This is a genomic window from Roseovarius conchicola, assembly GCF_041403425.1.
Taxonomy (GTDB): domain Bacteria; phylum Pseudomonadota; class Alphaproteobacteria; order Rhodobacterales; family Rhodobacteraceae; genus Roseovarius; species Roseovarius conchicola.
The window spans coordinates 552,244-570,508 of sequence record NZ_JBGEHK010000003.1 but is presented as its reverse complement, the minus strand read 5'-3'; the positions used below and the strand labels follow the sequence as shown (position 1 = coordinate 570,508).

Below are 18,265 nucleotides of genomic sequence, written 5' to 3'. Positions count from 1 at the left end.
GGGGAACACGACATGAACAGATATCTGCAGGCATTTGCGGGGCTGGCCTTGGGCCTTGCCACGTCCATTGCACCGAACCCTGCTCAGGCTCTTGGTCCAGGTTCGTTTGACAGCGTTTTCATGCCAGCCGGTCTGAGCTGCAACATCAATGTCTATCATGATTTCGGAACACAGGAGACGCAGGTGAACTTGTCAGTCGGGGGGCCACAAAGCCTGTCCTCCGGCGGAAACTATTGGCTTGGCGGGGTGATCACGCCATGGCCCCCCGGGGACATTCAGATCGGTTCCCTTCAAACGGAGTGTGGCCTGACCAACGTCACCAATTTCGTCTCGGACGGTGCCAATGGCACCTATGCCACCGATGATTTCGTGGGCATCCGGTTCCGGGGTACGGCCAATTCAGACGGGCTGACATATGATTATGTCATTGGTGCTTCCGGCGTCTCTGCCACGTCCCTCGTCAATTCCCGGGTGCAGGTCGCCAACATTGCGCCCACCGCCAATGCAGGCCCGGACCAGACCGTGGCCGCCGCCGCAGCCGTCACGTTGGATGGCACCGCATCGGATGCCAATGACGCGGGCCAGACACTTACCTATGCCTGGTCTCAAACCGGCGGGCCGGGCGTCACCCTGTCGAACACTACAGTGGCCAGCCCGACATTTACGGCCCCGACGTTGTCGGCGGGTGCCCCTGATGCGACGCTGGTCTTCAGTCTGGTGGTCAATGACGGGGTCAATGATTCCGTGGCTGACACTGTGACAATTACCGTCACCTCTCCGCCCAACACGCCCGCGACAGCCAATGCAGGCCCGGACCAGACCGTGGCCGCCGCCGCAGCTGTCACGTTGGATGGTACCGGATCGGACGCCAATGATCCGGGTCAGACCCTCACCTATGCCTGGACCCAGACCAGCGGGTCCACCGTGACCCTCACGGGCGACACCACTGCCACCCCCGGCTTCACCGCACCCAGCCTTCTGCCGGGTGCGCCTGCTGCAACTTTGATCTTCAGCCTGATCGTGAATGATGGTGTAGCCGATTCAACCGCCGATACCGTTTCGGTCACCGTGACGCCGCCGGCCAATATCGCGCCCACGGCCGATGCAGGTCCGGATCAAAGCGTTGCCTCGGCCGCTGCGGTGACCCTGACGGGGGCCGGATCGGATGCCAATAATGCAGGCCAGACGCTGGCCTATGCCTGGACCCAGACCAGCGGACCGGCCGTGGCCCTCACCGGCGGCACCACCGCCAGCCCGAGCTTCACAGCGCCGGCGCTGCTCCCCGGCGCGCCTGATGCCGTTCTGGTTTTCAGCCTGGTGGTCAATGACGGGGTCGAGGATTCCGTGGCTGACACCGTGTTGATCACGGTCACCTCTGTTCCCAACACCCCGGCCACGGCGAATGCAGGCCCGGATCAGAGCGTGACGTCCGCCACCGCCGTTTCGCTGGATGGCAGCGGATCAGACGCCAACGACGCGGGCCAGACGCTGAGCTATGCCTGGACCCAGACCAGCGGACCGGCCGTGGCCCTCACCGGCGGCACCACCGCCAGCCCGAGCTTCACAGCGCCGACGTTGCTTCCCGGCGCGCCTGATACCGTTCTGGTCTTCAGTCTGGTGGTCAATGACGGTGTGGCCAATTCGGCGGCTGACAGCGTCATGGTCACTGTCACGGCCCTGCCAAACACGCCTCCCGTCGGCAATGCCGGACCGCCTCAGACTGTTGTGTCAGGCAGTGTCGTCACCCTGGATGGCAGCGGATCGGATGCCAATGATCCCGGCCAGACGCTGACTTATGTCTGGGGCCAGACCGGCGGGCCTGCCGTCACGCTTTCGGATGCCACCGTCGTGGCTCCGAGCTTCACCGCGCCGATCCTGGCCATTGCGGCTCCGGACGTGGTGCTGACCTTCAGCCTGATCGTGAATGACGGCATTATGGACGCGCCTGCGGCGACGGTGCAGATCACGGTGACGGCACCTGCCAATACCGTGCCCACCGCAGATGCGGGGCCGGACCAAACTGTTGCGGCAAACGCTGCGGTCACGCTGGACGGATCAGGCTCGAACGCCAATGATCCGAGCCAGACACTGACCTATGCCTGGAGCCAGACCTCCGGCGTCGCTGTCACTCTGACCGGCGGCACCAATGCCAGCCCCAGCTTTACCGCGCCTGCGCTGCCGCTGAACGGAGCCGATGAGGTGCTCACCTTTCGTCTGATCGTCAATGACGGGTCGGCGGACTCGCCTGCCGATACGGTCGTTATCACGGTGGCCGCACCGGTGGATGTCACCTCGCCAACGGTCACTCTGACAGGTACTCCGACCAGCTTTGCACCCGGAACGCCTTTCCCGGTTACGGTCACCTTCTCGGAGCCTGTCACCGGGTTTGCTGCAGGCGATATCTCCATAACAAACGGGATGATCAGCGGGCTGACCGGGGCAGGGGCCAACTACATTGCTGAAATCACCTCCAGCGCCTCGGTTCCGATTGGCATCAGCATCCCGGCAGGCGTCGCCGCAGATGCGGCGGCCAATCCAAACCTCGCCTCCGCCGTGATCACCATTGCGCCCAACTCCACCGAAATCGCACAGGCGGCCATTGTCGAGGCGCTGACCGCCCGGGCGCGCGCCCTGATCGGTGTGCAGCCCAATCTGCGCAACTTCTTCGGAGGTTCCGGGATCTCGGGCCTGTCAGCAAATATTACCGAGGGCCGGGGCCGGTTCCGCCTTGGATTTGATGGCGACAGGGACAGCCGGTTCTGGATGCTGTTGCAGGGCCAGTGGTCTGACAGCGGCACGACCGAGCTGGACTATTACAACCTTGCCTTCGGGTCTCACCTTTATCGCAGCGACACGACCATCCTTGGCGCGATGCTGCAACTCGACAGCGCGGATGCAACGCTCGATACCGGGAAGTTTGAGGGGCAAGGCTGGCTTGTCGGGCCGTATCTGGTGGCAAGATTGCCGGATCAACCGTTGATCTTCTCGGCCTCGCTTCTGCACGGCCAGACAGACAACACCCTGACCTTAACCGGGCAAACGCCTGATGATTTCTCATCGACGCGGACGCTTTTCACCGCCGGTGTTGAGGGGCGGTACGCGGTTGACAACAGGTTGACGCTGATCCCCTCTCTCGATCTGGCGCACGTGACGGACCGTCAGGAGTCATATCGGGACAGCCTGGCAAACATCGTGCCGAAACAGACGATCCGGCTCACCGAAGTCAGCCTTGGCCTTGGGTTTGAGCACAGCTTGCAACTCGAAAGTGCAGATATTCTCCTGACCGGTGGCATCAGCGGTATCTATGCGGAGCTTGATGCGCCGGGCGCCTCGTCTGACAGCCTTCGTGGGCGGATTGATCTGGGGGCCGAGATCATGATTGGCACCCGGACGACACTGAGTATCGCGACCAGTTACGACGGAATCGGCGAGGATGATTACGAGTCTTACGGCGCCGCTATCTTGTTTGAGTTGAACTTCTGACCCGTGCGGCCGGCCGGTGCGCGCCTTTGCGCGGATGGTCGGTTCAAATTCCCAGGATGCGGGACAGTTCCCCCGTGTTGCGTAGCGAGTGTTCTCCGCCGGGCCATCCTTTGCCCGGCGGATTTTTTTGCCAACCCGACTCCTTTCCGGGTGTTATGTGTCCTGACGCACAGTGCGGCCTCTGCTTTGGGTTGTAGAACGGTGTTGCGAGATCAGAGTTTTCCACGATCCCGCCTTTCCTCTGCCGAAAGGCATTTCACCAGACCCAACAGATGGAGAAGAAAATGTCCGATAACATCACATTAGAAAGACCGGCGGCTGCCACACAGCTGACGCCCGGTCAGAACGCATTCATCACCGCAATCAACGACAAGGTGGCGGCACTGCTTGGCACCCAACTGCCCGGCACTTTCGAAACGGTCAGCTATCCGCCCGGCTTTCATCCGACGGTGCAATACGGCAATTCCGCCTACTATAACTCGACCATGCTGGACGCGTTCAATGGCACGCTGGAGATTGGCACCAATGGTATGCTGACGCTGGGCAACCAGCAGTTCAGCACACTCTACAGCCGTATCCTGAAAGCTGCGGAATACCAGTTCTCGGCTGCCGATCAGAAGATTGTCAACGATCCCGCTTACGACAATCAGAAGATTGCTATCACCAACTCGGCCGCTTCGGACGGGTTCGCTGTGGCCTATGCCGTCTCACCCGTCACCTATACAGGGGTGCTGGCGGCCTTGCTGAAGAATTTCAGTGACAAGCCTGCGGATTATTCCACTGCCAATATCGCCAAAGCGGCGAAAAATCTGGTCAATGCGGGTTTTCCGGGGTTGGCTGCTGCGTTTTCCAACAACATCAATATGTTGGCACCTCTGAACCGGGTTCTTGGTGAGCAGGAAGCGGCCAGCCTCGAACTTGCTGCCGCGCAGGACCATTCCACCAATCCCTCGGCCGCGAATGGCGGGCTGCAGACCACGGCAACAGACTACTATGTTGGCTGGACGCCGATGCCGTCCAATACCGTGATCCAGGGCGGGCTCGACAGTGCCAGCAAGGTGTCGATCGCGATTTCGGCCTCGAACTTCTCGTCGACCGATGCCAGTCTCTCGATCAACGGCCAGACCGGATTCTCGATCCCGATCATGGATGTGATCGATATCGGGATTACGGCAAGCTCCAGCTATGAGTGGTCGAAACATACCTCGTCCTCCTCCTCGCTGGAGATGACGATTGAGTACCCCGGTGTGACCATCGTCCAGATTGACCCGCTGCCGCTGAGTGCCGACAATGCCACCGGCTGGTACGATCAATCGCTGCTGCAAAGCATCGTAAGCGGGTCGGGCGACGCTAATGTCTCTGGCTTCAAGATTTCGCCCACCAGCCAATATGCCCCGTCCAAGATGTTTGGCAAAGGCAAGCCGTTCTCGCGGATGCGGACGATGGTGATCAGCCAGGCACCGACCATCACCATGGTGTTCTCTGCTGATATGGCCAATTCGGTCACGTCATCCTTCAAGGAAAGCGCTTCGGTGGATGTGAAACTCTTCGGCATCTTCAAGGTGGGCTCGTTCAGCGAAAGCTATGGCATCACCAAGGTCGACACCGACAAGACCTCGGGCAAGGTGACCGTTGTCTTCGCACCACCCAAGATCACGGGCAGCGTCCCGGCCGTCAAGCAGGTCGCCAACGTTCTGGGCGGCGTGGCGGATTATCCTCCGCCCAAAAACTGAGACTTTTCAGCTTTTGGTTGTATAGAATGTTAAAAATGGTCCGGGGCGGCACGATAAGCCGTCCCGGACACAATCATAAAAAAGGCCCTGGGGAAGATGGCTTTGACGACAAGTGAAAAAGCCGCACAAGCGATCAGCCGCCAGATCTCGCGCTTTCTGGGCGCCGGGATCGAGCCCGGCTTCATGGTTATCCGCTATCCACCGGGTTACAATTTCAACGTCCAGTATCACATGCCGGTCTATTACAATCCGCACACATTCGCGCTGATCGACCAGCTTTGCACCATGACCGGCCCCTGCACCGCCAGTATGACGGGGGCCAGTTTCAGCGCCAAATTCGCCGCCATCCTGAACTCGGTGGGCTATAAGACCTCCACCGCTGACGCCGCCGCCAAAGCCACAGCGATCAAGGCGTTCAACACCCAGGAGAAGGCCGTTGTGCAGCAGTTTGAAGCGGCCTTTGGCCGCGTTTCAAAACGTATGATCAACGGCTCGTGCGCGATCCCCAAGACCAAGGCCGGATACATCGTGGCCTATGTTGGCAAGACCTATCCCGGCACACCGCCCGATTTCCCGTTCAACCTTGCCAGTTTTGGCGCTGACTACATCCAATGGATGTCAATGGGCGAGCAGCTCAAGAAATACAGCATGCAGGAGCAGGATGCGCTGCACCAGGTGGCCGCCTCAACGGTAAGCACGGTCACCCCGGATGCGCAGAACGGGGGGCTGCAAACCGGCGACAGCAGCTGGACGGTTGCCTATACCGGGCTGCCGGACAACAACACGATCCTGTCAAGCCTGCGCGATACGAGCCGCCAGCTTACCGTTGCCGTCGAGATGCAGAGCGACAGTGCCAACTCGGTCAGCCTGCGGGTTGATAACCGCGATATCGGCTCGCTGCCCAATGCCGACCTGAAGCTCACGCTTGCGCCCTCGGGCAATGCCAAGGGCACCGTGATCACCGATTTGTGGAGTGCTGCGCAAAAGGTCGAGATGGAGATCGTCTATTCCGGCATCACCGTTTTGCGCGCCGACCCGGTAGAGATATCGCCGGATCTGAAGACCGGGTGGTACAGCCGCCAGGTCCTCACCGATATTGTCACCAAGACCGGCAAGGATGTCACCGGGCTGCAACTGCAGGGCTCGACTTTTTCTGTGAGCGACCTTTTTGGCAAGGGCAAGAGCTTTGCCCGCGTCCGTACTTTCGTGATCAGTCAGGAGCCGACCGTCACGCTCAGGTTTCACGGCGCGGGCATTGACGCGCTTTCGACGCGGTTCAGTGCCAATCAGATGGCGGAACTGGAACTGGGTGAGCTTCTGACCTTTGGCAGCAGCAGCGCCGATTACAAGGTTTTGGACGTTCAGCCCGGCACCGGAGTGGTGACCGTCACCCTTGGCCCGCCCGTCCCGGTTGGAACCGTACCCAATGTGGACCAGACCGCCCATGTGGTTGGCGGCGTGGTCAGTTTTCCACCGTAACCCGTTTTCCCCGTTTTCTTTTTCCCACAATGACTTTGATAGGAGAGATCATGCAAACGACCCCTCAGAAAATTGCCATAATTGGTGGCGGTGTTGGTGCCGTCACCGCCGCATATGCCATTACGCAGCTGCCCGATTGGCAGGAGAAATACGAGATCACCTTCTATCAGCTTGGCTGGCGGCTGGGCGGAAAAGGGGCCAGCGGGCGCAATGCCGAAGAAGGCCAACGGATCGAGGAACACGGGCTGCATATCTGGGCCGGTTTCTACGAGAACGGCTTCCGCCTGATGCGCGATTGCTACGAGACGATGAACAAGACCGGCCTGCGCAGCCCCGAGGCACCGCTTGGCACGCTGGAGAAGGCGTTTCACGGGCTGAACCACTTTCTGATCGCCGATGAAGTGCCGCAGCCGGATGGAAGTAACGCGCTGCACCCCTGGCGGTTTGACTTTCCCGCCAATGACGAGAAACCGGGCACGGGCGGCCTGCTGCCGACGCCCTATTCCTATTTCAAGATGTTGTTGGAAACGATCGAAAAGATCCTGGGGGGGCTGCTGGGGGATCACCGGCATGAATTACCAAAGCAATTCCATGGCGAATTCCAGCGCAGGGGCCTGTCTGTTACGGCCCCGTCGCCGCTGCACCATCTGCACGCCTATGCCAAATCACTCGACGATAACGCCTTTGACCACACCACCACGCAATCCCTCAACCTCGCCGCGCTGGCACAGCACGCGCAGGGCTGGCATGGCGAAACGCTGGCGGCAGGTACGTTGGGCGAAAGCGATAATGCGCGGCGCATCGGCTATCTGGTCAGCCTGTCGCTGGCCTTTTTCAAAGGCGCAATCGAAAGCGGCCTCTTCCGCGCGGGGTTCGATGCGATCGACGACTGGGAGATCAGCGACTGGCTTTTGCATTACGGTGCCAGCCATGAGGCGGTCTATTCTGCCGTGTTCCGGGGCTGTTACGATTATGTTTTCGGCTATCCGGGCGGCATCACGGATGATCGCAGGGTCGGGGCGGGCACGGCCATTCGCGGGCTGTTGCGTCTTGCCTTCACCTACAAGGGCGCCCTTTTCTACAAGATGCAGGCGGGCATGGGAGACACGATTTTCGGGCCTTACTATCAGGTGTTGAAATCACGCGGCGTGCGGTTCAGATACTTCAACGCGGCCACCAATCTGGTGCTGTCCCAGGATCGCAACTCCGTTGCCGCCATCGACATGGTGGAGCAGGCCGAAATGCTCTCGGGAGAGTATGACCCGTTGGTCGATGTGAAGGGTTTGCCGTGCTGGCCGTCCGAACCGCTTTGGGACCAGCTCAAAGACGGTGCCAGGCTCAAAGCCTCTGGCATCAATTTCGAAAGCGAGAAAGACGTGCCCGCGGGCCGGGCCTACCGCCTTGAAAAGGGGCGTGATTTTGATCTTGTGATCCTTGGGGCCTCACTTGGCTCATTGCATTACATGACGACCGAACTGGCTCAGGCCTCCAACCGCTGGCAGGGGATGCTCGACCATGTCCCAACCGTGGCGACCCAAGCGGCGCAGTTCTGGTCAACCAAAACACCCGAGCAACTTGGCTGGAACACACTGGTTTCCGAGCATAACTCCGGTGATCAGGACGATCTGCAGACGGTGATCACCAGCTTCGTGGAACCGCTCGACACCTGGGCCGATATGTCTGACCTTTTGCCGCGCGAGGATTGGCCCAAAGACGGCCCGACCTCGATCGCCTATTTCTGCAGCCCGGCCCATGATGCCGGCGTTGATCCCGGCCCGTTCAGTGACCGGGTGCGCGATTGGGCGGATACCGAGCTGACCCGAATGTGGCCAAAGGCAAAGAAGGCGGGCAGGTTTGATACGTCGATCCTTTACGCCTCCAATGCCACCACAGCGAAGGAGAAATTCGCCGGGCAGTATTTCCGGCAGAATTTCTATGGCTCGGAACGCTATGTGCTTTCGGTGCCCAATTCGGTGCAATACCGGCTGCCGCCCGATGCCTCGGGCTTTGACAATCTCTACCTTGCCGGGGATTGGACCCGTTGTGGCATAAATGCAGGCTGCGTCGAGGCCGCGACGATTTCCGGGCTGATGGCAGCGCGCGGGCTCACGGGGGCCGAGTTTGAGATTGTCGGCGAAGGCGATCTGGCCCCGGATGCGGGACCGACAGATGCCACCAAACTGGCGAGCCCCTATGCCCAGACCGCGCCTTGGCCGCTGACGCCGATGTACGGCACTGGCCAGATTGATGGCTGGTTCAGTTTTCACGCGGTCGATGCCGGGGCGCTGCAGGCGGTGCTGCCCAAAGGCATGTCGCTGCACCCTCAGTCGCTGACGCCCGAGGGCACGCACCCGGTGGCAATACTGGCCAATCAGCAGGTTGGCGTCCGGGCGTCGATCTTGCCGAAAATGCTGGGATACCGGAACTACTTTGAAGCGATCATTGCGATCAATTTCGTACAGGTGGAAGGGCATGATGGCGTGTTCAGCTACCTGCCCAATCTTTACCTGACCAACAATTGGGCGCGGCTCGCGGGGGTGTGGTGGTATGGCTATAACAAGCGTATGGGATCGTTGAAGATGGGCAACAGCCGCTACTCGGTTGCGGACCCCGAGAGCAAACCGATCTGGGCGGGCCATTATCAGCAGAAAGACTTTGCCCGCCCCTTGATGGACTCCCCCGACTGCGGACTGGTGCAATCCATTTCCGAACAGATCGTGGTATCCGAAGGCAAATTCAGCCGCTGGCAATTCTCGTCTTTTGATTTCAACCTGACCTCGGCCTATGTGGCGGGCGTTTCCGCCGAAATCACGGTCAGTGACGCCAATCTGGCCAATATTCCTGCAGGAGAAATGACAGCTGGGCCCTTGAATATGGGCGGTGCAAATGCCGACCCTTTGAATAAACTGCCAGGCGCTTTTCGGATCTGGACAAGCTGGACACTCTCGAATCCATTGGACAGTCGTCGGATCGCACGGCTAGAAGCGAAGAGGACGAAGTTGCCGCTAGGTAAAGGTTAACCGATCGGGGAACGCCTATGTCACAATATGGGACAGGGTCCGAAGGTGAGCGAAAGCAGGTCACTGCGGTTTTTTTGGATTTGGTTGGATTTAGTGAAGTTGCAAATAGTTTAGACGCGGAAGACCTTCAGAGCTGGCTTGAGGACTATTACAGAATATCGCGCCAGATCATTGAGGCGAATGACGGTGAGGTGACGGAATATCTCGGTGATGGTGTCGTCGCCGTGTTTGGCCTGTCGCGCGCCGATGAACTGGCGGCGCTGCGGGCGGTCAATGCGGCCCTTTGTGCTGTTTCCGATATTGCCAGAACGACTACGGGGCGACCCGCGTTCACCCTCCGCGCGGGTGTGGCCACCGGCGAAGTGGCAGTGCGGGCCAACACCACGCGTGAGGCCTGGCCCCGCATCACCGGTCTCGTGACAACCCTGGCCCAACGGGTGCAGGAAAAGGCCACGCCCGGTACGGTGATGATATCCGAGACGACGCAACGTCTTCTGCGTGGACATTTTGCCGTCACGCCCGTGCCGGACCAGTTGTTGAAAGGGTTCACCGAGCCGCAAACCCTGTTCCGTCCTCACAACACACCTCATGAAACGCTCACCCCATCGCCTGTCAATCTTGTCGGACGCGAACGGGAATGTGCAATTGTTGACGCGGCGGAGAGGCCGGTTCTGATCGTGGGCGAGGCGGGGATCGGAAAGACCGCGCTGGCAATGCATCTGGCCTCGAAGACCGCGGCGTGCACTGTGTTGCACGCCGAAGGACTGAACAGCGGGTCCAGCTATCAACCCTTCAAGGACTGGATATCCTGGCGGCTGGACGTGCTGACGCCGAGTATTGATGATATCCGCACTGGCTTCGCCGATTTGTCGGAAGCCGATCATCTGAGCCTTGCGTTGATCATGGGGCTTCCGGAGGGCCAGATTCTGCTGACGGAGTTGTCAAGCCTGGCACTGAAGGCCCGGATCGAGGCCAGCCTATGGCGTGCGATCCGGAGCGCGCAGTCTGATGGGCTGATCGTTTTTGAAGATCTGCATTGGTTTGATATCGCCAGTTTCGGGGTGATCCGTTACATTCTGCAGAGTTCCAACAGCGCTGCCTACAAGGTGATCCTCACCAGTCGGGAAGATCCGAAGCTGAACCTAAATCTGGACGAGCGCGCAATCCGGACGCTCGCGCTTGACCCGCTATCGCTGGGTGATGCGCAGCACATGCTTGCCGCGCTGAGTGGCGGGCAAATCGAACCTGAAGACACCGCGAAACTGGTAGATCGCGCCGGTGGTGTGCCGTTGTTTTTGGAACAGCTCTACAAACGGGCGGGATCCCGTGGAGCCCACGATGATACGATCCCGGAGACGCTGATGGACCTGCTGGCTGCCCGGATCGACGATGCCGGCGCCGCCAAAGCGGTGCTGCAAAGGGCGTCGATCATCGGCCGGGTCTTCAGTCTGGAAATGCTGAACGCACTGGAACCGGACGGGCAGGATCCGACATCTGCGCTTGAGCAGGGGGTGGCCGCAGGGGTGCTGGTTCGTCGGTCTGCCACGGACTGGGCCTTTGCCCACGCACTGCTGGCTCAGGCCGCGTATCATTCGGTTCTCCGCAAAACACGCGAAGCCCTGCATGCGCAGATTGTCGACGTTCTGCTCACGCGGTTTCCCGGGCAGTTTGCCCGCGATCCCGCACTTATCGCCGGTCACCAGCGCAAAGCCCGCCAAACAGCCCCCGCCATTCGCAGCTATCTTGCGGCCAGCCAATCTGCACTCCTGCAAGGCGCTTTTGCCGATGCCGAGGCCCATGCCCGTACGGCGCTGACCCTGTGTCCGGACATCAGTAATGGGACGGATCGAAGCGGCCTGGAAATCGCTTGCCATACAGCGCTTGGCTCGATCCTGATGCAGCTTGAGGGCTTCACCGCCGCACCGGTGCGCGAGGCATTCGACGCGGTCCATGACATCGCACGCTCCAGACCGGCGCTCGGGCAGGAAAGCGCGCCTGCACTCTTTGGCAGCTTCTCCTACGCGATTGTGGTCGGCGACAAGACAAAAGCCGATGGGTTCAGCGATTTGCTGCACGATCTGGCCGAGAGCGGACTGCCCGATGCGGATTTGGATCAGGTGCAACTTGCAGCCCTCGCCACGCGCAATTGCGCCGCGTTCTACCAGGGTGATTTCCAGAGCCAGTTCCGCCAGATCAGAAAAATTCGGGCGCTTTACCGGATCGAAGACCATGCCGTCATGATCGCCCGCTACGGCATGGATATATTTGCCGCCGCGCAGATGTTCGAAGCGCCGGCACGTGCGATGTCCGGTGAGGTGGATAAGGTTCCCGAACTTGTGGAAGAGACCGACGCCCATCAGAGCGCCCTGAACATCCCGGTGATGCTGCCCTATGCCATGATCTGGGGGGCGGTGCCGCTGTTTTATGCCGGTCATCAGCGCGCCGCGCTGGAGCGGTTGCAGGCCGGCCTGGCGCTGGCTGAAGAGCAAGGCGCGGTCTTTTGGCAAACGACCGGACAAACCTGGGCTTTCATTATGGATCACGCCAAGAGCCGCACCGAAGAGGGCCTGGCGCAGTTCAAAGCCAATGTCGCGCAACAAGGCTCCATCGGCGCCAATGTCGGCGCTCCCTATTTCGCCGCCTGCTATGCCGAAAGGCTGGCGCAGGCTGGCCGGATCGCTGAGGCCTACAACGTCTCATCTCAGGCGGTGAAGGACGCGCGCGAAAGCGGCCTGCACTGCTGGTATCCCGAAATCCTGCGCATCCATGCGAACATTTCCCGCAATCACAATCATCCGGGCGAGGCAGACACTGCGATGAAGCTCTCCATTGACACCAGCAAACGTCAGGGTGCGGCCTTGTGGACGCTGCGGGCGATGCTTGATCTGGCCAACGCCGAAACCGCCTCCGAGGTGGATCTCGTCAATGCGATGTCCGGCTTCCCCAAAGGGGTGGATGTTCCGGAACTGCGGCGTGCGCAAGAATTGCTCGCAATATGACCATTTCCCGATTGCTTGGGCTTGATCTGCCGCTTCTGGCCGGTGTCAGTGAAGCAGATCTCGCGGATGTTGACCTGACTTTTCAAGAAAAATCCTTTGGTTCCTGGGAGTTGCTCTTCAATCAACAAGACAAATCCCGGGACGTGTTTTTTTTGCTCTCGGGCGCGCTTCTGGCGGTCTACTGGACGCCTGACGGCCGCGAAATCATCTTCTCGCGGTTTGCAACCGGCTCCTATCTGGGAGAGCTTTCGGCGCTGGATAATGGGCGCCGGTCCCTTGCGGTGGTCGCCCGCCGTCCGGCCACGGTTCTGATCTTGCCGCAGGCAAGTTTCATGGATCTGTTTGAAAAAGTGGCCCTGGTCAGGCAACGGGTCGTGGCAGATTTGGTGCGCCGCGTGCGGGACCTGACCGCCCGAAACATGGAACTGACAGCCTTCTCTGTCGAGCAGCGGGTCGCCTCCTATCTCATTGCCCTGGGAATGGAACGTGGTCGGTTGGAAGAAGGGGGGGTGCTGGACGATGCTCCGACCCATGCGGAGATTGCGGCCAGCATCGGCGCCAATCGCGAGATGGTCAGTCGCACCATGACCAAATTGGGACGCAAAGGGTATTTGAACTCCTCGCGCCAGCGGATCGAACTTCTGAACCCCGAGGCCCTGTCGCACCTTATTGAGACAGGGGAGTGACCGTGGCCACCACCGGGATGGCCTCGTGATTTTCGCGCCTCGTGCAGCGCGCGCCAATTGATCCGGGTTTATTGGTGAAGTTGAGCTCTGAAGCGGTCACGATAATGGACTTAGTACCAAGCGATCCATCGCCGTACCACCGGTACGGGATAGTCCGGTGGACTTTCGATCCATGTGCACTGGAGGCCCGGTGTGAAACCGACGGTAGCCCATGTCTCCTCTTGCGGCCGTTTGTTCGCCATCCTCTGATCCTGCGTTGCCTAAATATATCGGCGGGCCCATCCAAAATGGGGAGGCTCAGCAAGATTGCTTGTTCCCATGGTCGTGTTTCGTCTACCGTTCATTATGGTCGTCCGGGTGTGTGAGAAGACACTGATAAGACCTGGGCCAAGCGGGCAGGTCAAAAATGAGGCGCGAGTAAACTATGCTGGTTTTTTTAGCTGATCTTGCTCACACGACGAGAACCGTCGTTTCTGACAGCGTCCCCTATGGAATTGGAAATCTGGCCACATACGCATCTGCTTACAGCGATGTCGAGAACCTGGAAATCAGGCTGTTTCGGGATCCTTTCAAGCTGCGGGACGCATTGATCAACGACCAACCTGACGTGTTGGGATTATCGAACTTCACATGGAATTTCCGCCTTAGCCTCGAGTACGCCCGTTTTGCGAAAGAACATTGCCCGGCTGTCGTAACACTCATGGGCGGTCCGAATTTCCCACTTGATGCGCCCAGCCAAGAGCGTGTCCTCCGTAACGAAATGGCGTCTATTGATGTCAATGTGGTCGGGAACACTTATGAAGGAGAAGCCGCATTTCTCAACCTGGTCAATCGCTTGGGTGAGCAATCGCAGAAAAATGCCTGGTACGATGCCCAGATCGACGGCTGTATATTCATCCATCCCGAGACCAAACTGCTGATCAGAGGTGGACCTGTTCCCCGGATCCGGAACCTGGATGAGATACCATCGCCCTATTTGTCCGGCCTGATGGACGAGTTTCTGGCGCTTGGTCTTTTTCCCAAGATCCAACTGGTGCGGGGATGCCCATTCGGATGCACATTCTGCAATTCTTCGCCCAAGACTAACAACAAGGCGTTCCGGTACAGCCTTGAGAGGCTTACAGCAGATCTGCACTACATTGCGGAACGAACGGATCCATCTGCATCGCTGAACATCACCGACGACAATTTCGCGATGTACAAAGATGACGAAGACGTCGCACGAGTCATCGCTGATCTGATCGAAACCTATGACTGGCCACCTCAGGTTCGCGCCTCCACGGGCAAGAACAACGCCACGCAGGTGTTGAAGGTCGCCGACATCTTGAAAGGGCGGATCACGGTAACCGGGGCAGTTCAATCCCTTGATCCCAAGGTGCTGGAGAACATCGACCGCAAGAACATCCGCCTCGAAGACTACGCGGATATTCAGAATGAGCTCACCAGAAAAGGTCACTACTCCACGGCGGACCTTATTGTCGGTTTGCCGGGGGAAACTTTCGAGTCGCTCACCAACAATATCTGCACCTTGCTTGACGCCCAGGTGCAATACGTGGCGGCGCATCAACTGGTGTTGGCCGACGGCTCCATTTTGGCGACGCCAGCCGAGCGATCACGATTTGATCTGGAAACGAAATTCCGGATCCAGGCCAACAGCCTGGGCGAGTATGGCACGGGCCGTGTTACGGTCGAAACGCAAGAAGTTGTCGTCAGCACAGACACGCTGACTTTTGCCGAGCAAAAACAGTTCTGGATTTTTCACAATCTGGTCCTGACCTACTGGTCCGAGAAAGTGTTCGAGGAGGCTTTTGAACTGTCGCGCGCATACGGGATTTCAACCGTGCAGATTTTCAAGCACATGTACGACGCATTGCCGACGGCGCCCGATGACCTTCAGAAAGTCTATTCTGACTTGATTGAAAATCTTGATCTGGAGTTGTTCGACTCCCACGAAGCCTGCATCAAGGCCGTATCTGCAGATTACGACTATTTCGTCGAATCAGAACAGAGCGGAAATCCTGTCTACAACAGCATGGTCAAGGCGCGGTTTTTCAACTTCGAGTCGACGCTCACTTTCTTGATTTCAACGATTTCGCGTTTGCTGCCCCACACGGCACCGAACGCCATGGAAGAGATCACTTCGGTCCATCGATATCTTCAGGCCGTCGCAATTGTGCCACCGTTTGGGGTCACGCTTGATGCCGCGCCCGCTGTCGAATTGGCGCATGACGTCATGGCCTGGCGCGAAGATGGGTTCCGCGCACCATTGAGTGCCTATCGATTTGACCAGCCACGCAAGTGTGTGACCAGCGTTGACCCAAAACTGCGGACTCTCCTTCTGAAACGGGCTGCGATTTTTGGTGAAACGCCCGAGGGCATCGGGCGGCTATCGCGGTCATGGTTCGCGAACATGCTCCGCCGCGAGATCAAGTATGAAAGTTACGTAGAACCCTAGCGCGTTTGCTGCAAAAATCTCTCTCGCCTTTGATGGCGTTTCACCGGATGAAGCCTTGCGAAGGCCATGTTGAAAATGAGATGTTACGAAAACGATGGCAAAGCTTCTGAATAGGTTGCCATCAAAAAGCGCAGCCCACGACCACAGCCACAACAGCGTTTCCAGATTGGATAAAACACAGTGACTTCTCCCGACCAGCATACGATTTGTATGAATTGCGGAAACTCAACTCTATCCCTTTTTCTTGACCTCGGCATGCAGCCCAGCGGGAATACCTTTGTCACCCAGGACGAAATTGCAGACGAGAAATTCTACCCATTGCGAATGGGCGTATGCCATTCGTGCTGGCAGGTTCAGCTGCAGGATCATCTGGATAGCAAGCTTCTGTTTGATGACCACCCCTATCTGACCGGTACGAACAAACCCATCGTTGATCATTTCGGCCAGTTGGCCAGGCAGATCACCGAAAAATATGGCCTTGGTCCTAGCGATCTGGTTCTCGACATCGGTTGTAACGATGGCACTTTGCTCTCGCAGTTTAGCGATCAGGGCGTATCGACGATGGGTGTTGAGCCATCGACCAGGATCGCCCGCATTGCGAATGCAAGCGGGCATGTGGTGGCCAATACGTTCTGGAACGGCTCCATTGGCAGATACATGAGCCGAATGGGGCTTCGGCCCAAAGTGATCACGGCAATGTCGGTGTTTTATCACGTGTCCGACCTGAATGATTTTGTCGCCGGCGTCGAGCATGTGATGGAGGAGAACACTGTCTTCGTCATTCAGGCTGTAAGCCTGATGTCGCTTTTGGAAAAAAATCAGTTCGACCACTTCTATCACGAACACACCTGCATCCATTCGCTGTCGACCATCCGAGCAATCATAGGGCGTCAGAAGCTTGTGGTGATCGATGTCGAGGAAGTCGACGTTCATGGGGGGTCGTTCATCGCCTATATTGCCCGGCGTGACTCGGGTTTTGAGATCAGTCCGCGCGTAGCAGCCTTCGCGGAAAAAGAGCGTGCTTCGGGCTTGCATCAAATGGATACCTACGCCGAATTCGCCGGCCGCGTTGAGCGTATCGCCGGGACGCTCAAGCAGAAACTGATTGAGCTCAAGCAAGAGGGCAAGTCGGTCTATGGGCTAGGTGCCCCACTCAAAAGCACCACCTTCATGAATTATGCCAAGATCGACGGCAGTTTGATCGAGTGTCTGACCGAAGTGAATGAACTCAAAATCGGCAAATTGTCACCGGGTCTGCATATACCTGTCGTGGATGAACGCACGCTTGAGAACGAGCCTGACTATTATCTGGTTTTCGCATGGAATTACCTGGATTACCTGCTCGAGAAAAAGCGGGATTATCTGAAGGCCGGCGGCGCATTCATCGTTCCTTTCCCAGAGATGCAAATCATCACAGGCGACGATCTTGGATAGGCTTGGTTTCATCGTCACGGGCGCAACCGGGTTTATAGGCAAGGCGGTCACATGCCGTTTGCGGGCCGATCTGGGGGATGCGGCCGAGATTGTCGAACTCGATTCAAAATGCGACCTTGAGGATGCGCAAACCACTTTCCAGACGTTTGGTGACCTGAGCGCGCGAATGCGTTGTGACCACATCCTGCATCTTGCTGCGCGGGCGCCATCGGGCGTTTGGCTGTCTCAGAACCCGGCCGATGCGCTTTACAGCAATACCCTGATCAACGCCAATATGTTCGAAGCGAGCCGTCGGTACTTCCCCGATGCCAAGATCACCACGACACTATCCTACAGCATATATCCCCCCAGTGCCGTTGCTTGCGATGAAAGCCAGGTGGCGCTCGGCCATCCAGATGACAACCTCGCAGCCTACGCCAGTTCCAAGGCGGCGGTTCTTACGGCACAAACCGCGTACGCGCAGCAATATGGCCTGCGATCAGCAAGCGTTGTCCTGCCCACGGTCTACGGGTTCAATCGCCGCGACGGGGAGTTGGGGCAGGCCATTCCGTCCCTGTGCAAGAAATTCCTGGATGGCGTCAAAAACAACACGCGCAGAATAGAGCTGTGGGGGGATGGATATCAGGAGCGCGACTATCTCTACATCGATGACGCCGCTGGCGGGATTGTTGCCTCGGCACTGCATCAGACCAGCCCGTTGATCAATCTTGGAAGCGGACATCCCGTTTCTATCCGGGGCGTGGCAAATCGGATTGCTGCAATCACCGGCTTCAAGGGCGACATCGCATATGATGCGAAACGTTACTCCGGCCCTGATCGACGATGGTTGAATGTGGAGAAAGCGCGCGCCGAACTGAACTGGACCTCCGCGACCTCGCTCGATGACGGTTTGCAAATGACCATCTCCAAAATGAAAGAGGGCATGGAAAATGCTTCGGCCGAACATGTGTCTGAATGAGGCAAAGAAGCGGCTGGC

9 protein-coding genes are annotated in these 18,265 nt (G+C 58.4%); all 9 read left to right on the top strand.

Translation table 11 applies throughout. The features are described from left to right. Positions 1 to 12 precede the first annotated feature (12 nt). The 9 genes from V6N02_RS11970 to V6N02_RS11930 all read left to right on the top strand — a co-directional run bounded on the left by V6N02_RS11970 (position 13) and on the right by V6N02_RS11930 (position 18,247). Positions 13 to 3,483, top strand: coding sequence for a PKD domain-containing protein (locus V6N02_RS11970; RefSeq protein ID WP_371225815.1), 3,471 nt, complete (start codon positions 13 to 15; stop codon positions 3,481 to 3,483). Positions 3,484 to 3,767: 284 nt separating this feature from the next. Next, on the top strand, positions 3,768 to 5,216 hold the full coding sequence (locus tag V6N02_RS11965) for a hypothetical protein (protein ID WP_371225814.1): 1,449 nt from the start codon (positions 3,768 to 3,770) through the stop codon (positions 5,214 to 5,216). Positions 5,217 to 5,312: 96 nt separating this feature from the next. Continuing rightward, positions 5,313 to 6,695 (top strand): hypothetical protein, encoded by a 1,383-nt coding sequence (locus V6N02_RS11960; protein WP_371225813.1) that lies wholly within the window; start codon positions 5,313 to 5,315, stop codon positions 6,693 to 6,695. Between the two features lie 50 nt (positions 6,696 to 6,745). Beyond that, positions 6,746 to 9,715, top strand: a complete 2,970-nt coding sequence (locus V6N02_RS11955) for an NAD(P)-binding protein (protein ID WP_371225812.1) — start codon at positions 6,746 to 6,748, stop codon at positions 9,713 to 9,715. A 17-nt stretch (positions 9,716 to 9,732) separates the two neighbouring features. After that, positions 9,733 to 12,714: an ATP-binding protein gene (locus V6N02_RS11950; protein WP_371225811.1), complete on the top strand. Its 2,982-nt coding sequence runs from the start codon at positions 9,733 to 9,735 to the stop codon at positions 12,712 to 12,714. After that, positions 12,711 to 13,400, top strand: a complete 690-nt coding sequence (locus V6N02_RS11945; protein WP_371225810.1) for a Crp/Fnr family transcriptional regulator — start codon at positions 12,711 to 12,713, stop codon at positions 13,398 to 13,400. Before V6N02_RS11950 ends, V6N02_RS11945 begins: the two co-directional genes overlap by 4 nt. Positions 13,401 to 13,824: 424 nt before the next feature. After that, a complete protein-coding gene (locus V6N02_RS11940) occupies positions 13,825 to 15,855 on the top strand; it encodes a B12-binding domain-containing radical SAM protein (RefSeq protein WP_371225809.1) in 2,031 nt (676 codons plus the stop codon). A 180-nt stretch (positions 15,856 to 16,035) separates the two neighbouring features. Beyond that, complete coding sequence (locus V6N02_RS11935) at positions 16,036 to 17,289, top strand: methyltransferase domain-containing protein (RefSeq protein WP_371225808.1); 1,254 nt, start codon at positions 16,036 to 16,038, stop codon at positions 17,287 to 17,289. After that, the gene (locus tag V6N02_RS11930) at positions 17,282 to 18,247 is read left to right on the top strand and encodes an NAD-dependent epimerase/dehydratase family protein (RefSeq protein WP_371225807.1); all 966 of its coding nucleotides are present in this window, start codon (positions 17,282 to 17,284) and stop codon (positions 18,245 to 18,247) included. The genes V6N02_RS11935 and V6N02_RS11930 overlap by 8 nt, the downstream gene beginning before the upstream one ends. Positions 18,248 to 18,265: the final 18 nt, after the last annotated feature.

Bases quoted from the DNA above. Each gene is read 5' to 3' on its own strand.
- V6N02_RS11965 (WP_371225814.1), top strand. From the start codon at position 3,768: ATGTCCGATAACATCACATTAGAAAGACCGGCGGCTGCCACACAGCTG.
- V6N02_RS11970 (WP_371225815.1), top strand. From the start codon at position 13: ATGAACAGATATCTGCAGGCATTTGCGGGGCTGGCCTTGGGCCTTGCC.
- V6N02_RS11940 (WP_371225809.1), top strand. From the start codon at position 13,825: ATGCTGGTTTTTTTAGCTGATCTTGCTCACACGACGAGAACCGTCGTT.
- V6N02_RS11955 (WP_371225812.1), top strand. From the start codon at position 6,746: ATGCAAACGACCCCTCAGAAAATTGCCATAATTGGTGGCGGTGTTGGT.
- V6N02_RS11950 (WP_371225811.1), top strand. From the start codon at position 9,733: ATGTCACAATATGGGACAGGGTCCGAAGGTGAGCGAAAGCAGGTCACT.
- V6N02_RS11945 (WP_371225810.1), top strand. From the start codon at position 12,711: ATGACCATTTCCCGATTGCTTGGGCTTGATCTGCCGCTTCTGGCCGGT.
- V6N02_RS11960 (WP_371225813.1), top strand. From the start codon at position 5,313: ATGGCTTTGACGACAAGTGAAAAAGCCGCACAAGCGATCAGCCGCCAG.